Raw genomic sequence first — 7,613 nt, forward strand, 5'->3', positions numbered from 1 at the left:
TCTTACAATAACCGTTAATCAGGCTAAACGACCCGCTACAAACTCCCCTGCACCGCTGAGGCGCTAATATTCACCGGCATGCCGGAGCGGCGTTGCAGAGTTTGCTCGGCCTGCGAAGGACTCACTCCCGGCCCCTGGGTAAACTCGCGCAGCGCCGAGGTCATCGGTAGCGGGACCTTTCGGTCGGATTCAAATTCCGCCCGGTTGCGCGACAGCGGCTCGTGCACCTCCAGCCAATGGCTACCGTCCGGCTCCACGGTGTACTTCACCGGCTGATCGATCAGCTGGACGCGCGTCCCCACTGGTACGTTATCAAACAGGAATTTAATATCGTCATTGCGCAGGCGAATGCACCCCTGGCTGACGCGCAGCCCGATGCCAAAGTTAGCGTTGGTGCCGTGGATGGCATACAGCCTGCCGATGTAGATCGCATACAGCCCCATCGGATTATCAGGCCCGGGCGGCACCAGCGCCGGCAGGGTTTTGCCCTCTTTCGCATACTCGCGCCGGGTATTGGCGGTCGGAACCCAGGTGGGTCCCTCCTGCTTGCGCTCTACCGCCGTCACCCAGTTACGCGGGGTTTCGCGCCCGGCCTGGCCAATGCCTATCGGCAGCACTTCCACACTATTGCCCAGCGGCGGGTAATAATAGAGACGCATTTCGGCGACGTTGATGACGATCCCTTCGCGCACAGTGTCAGGCAGGATCAACTGTTGCGGAATAGTCAGCGTCGAACCGGAGTGCGGCAAATAGACATCGACGCCGGGGTTGGCCTCCAGCATATTGCTCAACCCCTGGCCGTACTGGGCAGCAAAACTTTCCAGCGGTTGGGTGTTGTTCTCCGGGACGGCGATGGTAAATGCGCTGCCCACCAGACGGCTTCCCTCCGGCGGCAGCGGGTAGCTGACGGCCAGTGCGCCGTGGCTGGCGAGCAGCATCAGCGCAGAACAAAGTAATTTCACACGCCGCATCGTCATTTTCCCTTCCTCAGTCGCGACTCTCGTGTGTGAATTATAGCGTTATTTCCTCGCCTCGATCCGCTGACCCACCATGACTTAAATCTGATAGTCGATAGCAGCCTCTTCCGGCTCCATCGCCTGACGCTTAATTTCATCCAGCGACAGTCCGGCATTGCACAGTTCGATAAAGCGCCACACGTAGTTGCGCTGGAGCTGGCCCCGCTTCAACCCCAGCCACACGGTATTGGCATCGAACAGATGGCGGGTATCGAGGCGCGTAAAGGTGTCCGCTTCCCGGGCATCCCCGGACTGCTCGGCAACCAGCCCGACGCCCAGCCCCAGCTCGACATAGGTCTTGATGACATCGGAATCCTGGGCGCTCAGCACAATATCCGGCATCAGCCCTTTGCGGTTGAAGGCCTCATCGATTCGCGAACGGCCGGTGATCCCCTGGCGATAGGTGATTAACGGCCAGCGGGCGATCGCCTCCAGCGTCAGAGGAGAAACCTGCGTCAAAGGATGATCCTTCGGCACCAGCAGGCTGTGATGCCAACGGAACCAGGGGAAAGCCGCCAGCATCGGGTCGTTGCTCAGGCGCTCGCTGGCGATACCGATATCCGCCCCGCCGTTATGCAGCAGCGCTTCGATTTCCTGCGGGGTGCCCTGCACCAGCTCGACGCGAACATCTGAGAACAACTCGCGGAAGGCTTTAATCACCGGCGGCAGGCTGTAGCGCGCCTGGGTGTGGGTGGTGGCGATGGTTAAGACGCCGGAGGCATCATTGGTAAAAAGATCCGCCAGCCGCCGGACGTTGCTGGCTTCATTGAGGATGCGCTCGGCAATGGATAACAGCGCTTTACCCGGCTCGGTCATGCCTAACAGGCGCTTACCGCGACGGATAAAGATCTCAATCCCCAGCTCCTCTTCCAGTTCCCGGATATGGCGGCTGACGCCTGACTGCGAGGTATAGAGCATATTCGCGACTTCCGTCAGGTTGTAATCCTGACGGGCCGCCTCACGGATAATTTTCAGTTGCTGGAAGTTCACCCTTTCCTCCGGGCCAATGGACTTAACGTATCTGCTATTGTTAAAGTCTGTTGTCCCAGGTAACAAATAATAAAAACCAGCAACTTATTCCTTAAGAGAATATAGCCTAACTAACCAGCTGCAGTTCACGGTTCTCCAGCGACGGGCGGCTCACCAGAGACAGCAGGATCTCTTTCACCGCTTGCGCCTGCGGCGACAGACTGCCGCGTGCCGACATATTCAGCGACAGCGACAGGCTCATCGACGGCGTGCTAATCCGCGCCATCCAGCCGTTTGCCGCGCCGCACAGGGCGCGGGCAGCGGATTCCGGCAGGACCGTCGCTCCCATGCCGCTGGCGATAGCCGCGGTCAGGGTGGTAATGGATTCGATCTCACCGATAATTTTCGCCGACAGACGACGCAGGGTGAACGCCTCGGTGACCCGCGCCCGAACCGCGCTGTAATCCCGCGGCAGGAACAGGTTCATCTCCGCCACTGCCGTGAGGTCCACGCTCTGTCCCGGGCAGTCGCGGGTACCCACCAGGTAGAGATCCTCTTTCAGCAGCGGCTGGCTGACGATACCGGCCACTGGCGAACGCTCATACAGCACCGCCATATCCAGCTGACCCGCCAGCAGCTTGTCATTCAGCGCAGTGCCGCTGCTCTCCTGCAGATAGACCATCACCTCGGGCAACTCATTACGCACCGTCTGTAGCAACGGCATGGTAATGGCAGAAGCTGCCGTGCCCGGCGCCAGGCCAATCGAGACCTGACCACGCAGCGTCTGGCCGACGTTATTGACCGCCAGCTGCGCCTGCTCACACTGGCGCAGGATGGTTCGCGCATGGGTGTAGAGAATTTTACCGGCTTCTGTTGGCGTGACCCCTCGCTTGGTGCGTATCAGCAACTGCTGGTCCATTTCACCTTCCAGGGTCGCGACCTGCTGGCTCAGGGCCGGTTGTGCGATGTGCAAGACTTCAGCGGCCTGGGTCAGACTGCCGATATCGACGATTTTCACAAAATATTTCAGTCGTCTTAAGTTCATTTTGCCTCCTGTAAGGAACGCCAGCGTCAACGCTGGAAGTATGATGCAACTGGTTCTGCAATTTGCTTGCCAGCTTTTCAATTGCGCTGCCGCTGCCCGCCAGAGGCCGTGTTATAAGGGATAGTGATAACAATCCAGCTTTTATTTGCCCGGTAAGCAGATTGTGGTATGCCCCATTAGGGGTATTTTTGCACCGCAACGGTGCGCAATGGTGAAAAAAGCGGCGCCCAGCCAGGGGTTGTTGAAATTGTCAGCAGTTGAACGCAATTCTTTGAATCAGGCTTTGACAAGGCCGGATGGCATCGTTAATATGCGCCCCGTTCACACGATTCCTCTGTAGTTCAGTCGGTAGAACGGCGGACTGTTAATCCGTATGTCACTGGTTCGAGTCCAGTCAGAGGAGCCAAATTTAAAAAAGCCTGCTTTCGAGCAGGCTTTTTGCTTTTCGGTTTTCATGCGGCCTTACGCGGGTTGCGGCGTCATTGCCGCGCGGCAAATCGGGCAACCTGTTCGGCGAGAAAATCAATTTCCTGCGGCGTGTTATAAAAAGCCAGCGAAGGCCGGATGGTACTCTCATAGCCCAAACGACGCAGGATCGGTTGCGCACAGTGATGCCCGGACCGCACAGCGATGCCAACCTGACTGAGATAGCGCCCCACGGCTTCATTTTCATGCCCCGCCAGCACAAAAGACAAGACGCTGGTTTTGTTCGCCGCGGTGCCGACCAGCGTCAGGCCCGGAATAGCCGACAGCTTCGCAATCCCATACTCCAGTAAGGCATGCTCATACTGCGCAATATTTTCAATCCCCAGTGAGGTCACATAGTCGATGGCCGCCCCCAGACCGACGGCATCGGCAATATTGCCCGTTCCCGCTTCAAACTTATTCGGCGAAGGCTGATAGCGCGTCAGTTCAAAGGTCACGTCGGCAATCATGTTCCCGCCACCCTGGTACGGGCGCGCCTCTTCCAGCACCTCCTGCTTGCCATAGACGACGCCGATCCCGGTAGGTCCAAAAATTTTATGCCCGGAGAAGACGAAGAAATCGGCATCCAGCGCCGTGACGTTGGTCGGAATATGCGAGATAGACTGCGCGCCGTCGATGGCGATACGCACGCCAAAACGATGGGCGATCTGCACCAGTTCCTGAACCGGCGTCACGGTCCCCAGGGCGTTGGAAACGTGAGTGGCGGACACAAAACGGGTTTTATCGTTGAATAACCGAATATACTCCTCGACGATCAGCTGTCCGTGCTCATCAACCGGCGCAACGCGGATCGTCGCACCCGTCTCCTGCGCAATAAGTTGCCACGGGACAATGTTGGCGTGATGCTCAAGCTGCGTGAGAATAATTTCATCCCCAGGGCGTAGCAGCGGCTTCACGTAGCTGTGCGCGATAAGGTTGAGTCCCTCCGTGGTGCCGCGCACGAAGATGATATTCTCCGGGCCGCGGGCGCCAATAAAGCGCGATACTTTCTCCCGTGCGGCTTCATAAGCATCGGTGGAACGGGCGGCAAGCGTATGCGCCGCCCGATGAACGTTCGAGTTCTCGTGCAAATAATAATGGCTGATGCGATCGATAACCTGCTTCGGGCGCTGGGTCGTCGCGGCATTATCCAGCCACACCAGCGGATGCCCCTCCACCTGTTCGGCGAGGATCGGAAAATCCGCACGGATCCGCTCAACCGGGATCTGCCCAACCCGCGCCGCTGGCGCAGGCCGGGAGCCGAAAGCAGGCAATGACGCAAACCCGCGAGGGGCGATATCCGCCCTGCTCTCCTGGCCCAGTGGCACCACCCGCGGCGCGTAGGCCGCCTCCACTCCGCGCGGACGGGCGGGCGTATCGCCTAACAATCCTTGCAGATCCCGCGCGTCGGGCAGGCCATAATCGCGTGCAGAGGGGGCGTCACCCACCTCGCCGGGCCATCCGCCTGGCGCATAGGGAAGCGTGAATAAATTACTCGTAGTCATAATATTCACCCACTTCAACATCTTCCAGCACGGCAATGGCGTCATCGGCCAGGATCGCGGCGGAGCAATAAAGTGAGAGTAAATAAGAGGCCACGCCGTTGTCATCGATCCCGCGGAAGCGCACCGACAGCCCGCGAGACTGCTCGTTTGGCAGCCCTTCCTGATAAAGTCCCAGCACGCCGCGTTTATTTTCCCCGGAGCGAATCAGCAGAATATTAGTTTTCCCGCCCTGGCTTTTTGGGTTCTTCAGTCCGTCGACAAACAGTTTATCGGAAGGGATCAGCGGAATACCGCGCCACAGAATAAAAGTCCCGCCATGCAGGTTCACCGTGACCGGCGGCACACCGCGGCGCGTGGCCTCACGCTGAAAGGCGGCAATGGCCCGCGGATGGGCGAGGAAGAAGGAAGGCTCTTTCCACACTTTTGACAACAACTCATCCAGATCATCCGGCGTCGGGCGGCCGTTGCGGGTCTGAATGCGCTGCGAGTCATCAATATTTTTCAGCAGTCCATATTCATCATTATTGATAAGCTGGCTTTCCTGACGTTCACGCAGGCTTTCGATCGCCAGCGCAATTTGCTCTGACGCCTGGTCATAGGGCGAACTGTAGAGATCGGCGATTTTGGTATCGACGTTAATAATGGTCGAGATCGAATCCAGCTGATATTCACGCGGTGTGGTCTGATACTCAATATAGCCCTGCGGTATCTCTACGCGCGAAGGATCCTGGCTGCATAATACGTCCAGCGGCGTCTCCCCCTCCACGACCTTGTTGACGCGATAAATTCCCGACTCCAGCCCTTTATAATCGAGAAAACGGCTGACCCAGCGCGGAGTAATTGCCGCGAATTGCGGCGCCGTTTTGGTCACGTTCGCTAACTGATACGCGGCTTCACGCCCCAGTGCATTAATGCTTTTTTGTTCTGCCATGTTAAGTCCTTAGTGTTTGAAAGAGTGGAGCTGAAGGTTAGTACTGCGGTAAACGGGTATCGACATCCCGCGCCCAGGCGTTTAGGCCATCTTTTAAATTCATCACGCGCCCCTGATAACCTGCGCGCTGGAGTGCCCGAATGGCGAAAATACTGCGCTGCCCTATCTTGCACAGAAACACCGCATCGACCGTCGGATCGAATTCATCGATACGTCTGACTATCTGGCCCAGCGGCATCACTTTGGCCTGCGGAAATTTTGCGATCGCTCTTTCGTGGGGCTCACGAATGTCGATCAGTTGCAGGGGTTTTCCCTCCTCTATCCAGGCGTGAAGCTCAAGCGCCGTGACGCTTTCAATGGGTACTTCTGACTCATCGGGTTTCAGCCCGCAAAACTCCTCATAGTCGATGAGCGCATGGATCGACGGATGCTCACCGCAGACCGGACAGTCGGGGTCCCTCTCCAGCCGCAGTTCACGTTGCTTCATCTGCCACACATCAAAGAGCAGCAGACGGCCGATCAGGCTCTCGCTGCCGCCGACGATAAGCTTGATGGCTTCCGCGGCCTGAATCGTGCCAATAATTCCCGGCAACACACCGACCACACCGCCTTCCGCGCAGGAGGGCACCAGACCCGGCGGCGGTGGCTCGGGATAAAGGCAGCGGTAGCAGGGTCCTTGCCCGGCATAAAAGACGCTAGCCTGTCCTTCAAACTGGAAGATGGAGCCGTAGACCAGCGGCTTACCCAGTAACACGCAGGCATCGTTGATCAGATACCGGGTGGGATAATTGTCCGTGCCGTCGACCACCAGGTCGTATTCGCGGATGATCTCGAGCGCGTTTTTACTGCTCAGGGTGGTGTTATAGGTTTCCACCTGAATCTCGGGGTTGATTGCTTTAATCTTGTCTTTCGCCGAAGCGACTTTGGGCCGGTTAATATCTTTGGTGCTGTGAATAATCTGCCTTTGCAGGTTGGAGATATCGACAAAATCAAAGTCGACAATCCCCAGCTTACCGACACCCGCCGCGGCCAGATAAAGCGCCACTGGCGCCCCCAACCCGCCGGTGCCAATAAGCAACACGCGGGCGGCCTTCAGACGCTTTTGCCCCTCAAGCCCGACTTCCGGCAGCAGCAAGTGGCGGCTGTAACGGGCAATTTCAGCATGCGTCAGTTCCGTCAGACGGTCGTCCGGGATAATACTCGGTCTACTCATATCGCCTTCCCGACGCCACCGGCAATGGCGGGAACCAGCAGCACTTCCGCCCCATCGCTAACCGGCGTCTCCAGCCCACCGGTAGTTTTAATATTGTGTTCTCCCACATACAGATTGATAAAGCTGCGCAACGCGCCTGCGTCGTCATACAGATGCGGCTGAATGTCCGGATATCGCGCCGCCAGCGCCGCGACCAGTTGCCCAACGGTGTGACCTTCGAGGGTCACCTTCCCCTGACCGTCGGTGAACGCGCGTAGCGCAGTGGGGATCAGTAATGTCGATGCCATAGTGATAATCTCTCCGTGTTTTGCTCTGGTTTCCGGCAACGTTGTGCCTGTTATTCACGTCATGAAACGATGTGCACTTCCTCCTGCAAAAAGTGCAGACGGTCCTGCGTGAGCCGCCAGCTGGTCAGCGCCCCCGCCTGCCGCTGCGCGACCGCCACGATGATGTAGGCGTAAAACGGCAG

At 57.9% G+C, this 7,613-nt stretch carries 7 protein-coding genes and 1 tRNA gene; 1 reads left to right on the top strand and 7 read right to left on the bottom strand.

From position 1 onward, the window contains the following. Positions 1 to 35 precede the first annotated feature (35 nt). From ldtA to nac, 3 genes are all read right to left on the bottom strand, one after another. A complete protein-coding gene (gene ldtA / locus CWM53_RS27215; RefSeq protein ID WP_061153989.1) occupies positions 36 to 977 on the bottom strand; it encodes a L,D-transpeptidase in 942 nt (313 codons plus the stop codon). Positions 978 to 1,055: 78 nt separating this feature from the next. Further along, complete coding sequence (gene cbl / locus CWM53_RS27220) at positions 1,056 to 2,006, bottom strand: HTH-type transcriptional regulator Cbl (protein WP_100730320.1); 951 nt, start codon at positions 2,004 to 2,006, stop codon at positions 1,056 to 1,058. A gap of 106 nt (positions 2,007 to 2,112) precedes the next feature. Next, a complete protein-coding gene (gene nac, locus CWM53_RS27225; RefSeq protein ID WP_100730321.1) occupies positions 2,113 to 3,030 on the bottom strand; it encodes a nitrogen assimilation transcriptional regulator NAC in 918 nt (305 codons plus the stop codon). Positions 3,031 to 3,360: 330 nt separating this feature from the next. Between nac and CWM53_RS27230 the strand changes: the two genes are divergently transcribed. Next, a tRNA-Asn gene (locus CWM53_RS27230) sits at positions 3,361 to 3,436 on the top strand. Between the two features lie 73 nt (positions 3,437 to 3,509). On the opposite strand, the gene CWM53_RS27235 is transcribed toward CWM53_RS27230, so the two are convergent. From CWM53_RS27235 to CWM53_RS27250, 4 genes are read right to left on the bottom strand one after another with little or no spacing between them, the layout of a single operon-like run. Beyond that, positions 3,510 to 5,000, bottom strand: a complete 1,491-nt coding sequence (locus tag CWM53_RS27235) for a cysteine desulfurase (protein ID WP_077268370.1) — start codon at positions 4,998 to 5,000, stop codon at positions 3,510 to 3,512. Next, positions 4,987 to 5,931, bottom strand: a complete 945-nt coding sequence (locus tag CWM53_RS27240; protein WP_074385369.1) for a family 2A encapsulin nanocompartment shell protein — start codon at positions 5,929 to 5,931, stop codon at positions 4,987 to 4,989. The genes CWM53_RS27235 and CWM53_RS27240 overlap by 14 nt, the downstream gene beginning before the upstream one ends. A gap of 37 nt (positions 5,932 to 5,968) precedes the next feature. Next, positions 5,969 to 7,144, bottom strand: a complete 1,176-nt coding sequence (gene moeB / locus CWM53_RS27245) for a molybdopterin-synthase adenylyltransferase MoeB (RefSeq protein ID WP_100730322.1) — start codon at positions 7,142 to 7,144, stop codon at positions 5,969 to 5,971. After that, complete coding sequence (locus tag CWM53_RS27250) at positions 7,141 to 7,431, bottom strand: MoaD/ThiS family protein (RefSeq protein ID WP_008804180.1); 291 nt, start codon at positions 7,429 to 7,431, stop codon at positions 7,141 to 7,143. Before CWM53_RS27250 ends, moeB begins: the two co-directional genes overlap by 4 nt. Between the last annotated feature and the right edge of the window lie 182 nt (positions 7,432 to 7,613).

Source organism: Klebsiella sp. A-Nf5 (genome assembly GCF_002810545.1).
Taxonomy (GTDB): domain Bacteria; phylum Pseudomonadota; class Gammaproteobacteria; order Enterobacterales; family Enterobacteriaceae; genus Klebsiella; species Klebsiella variicola.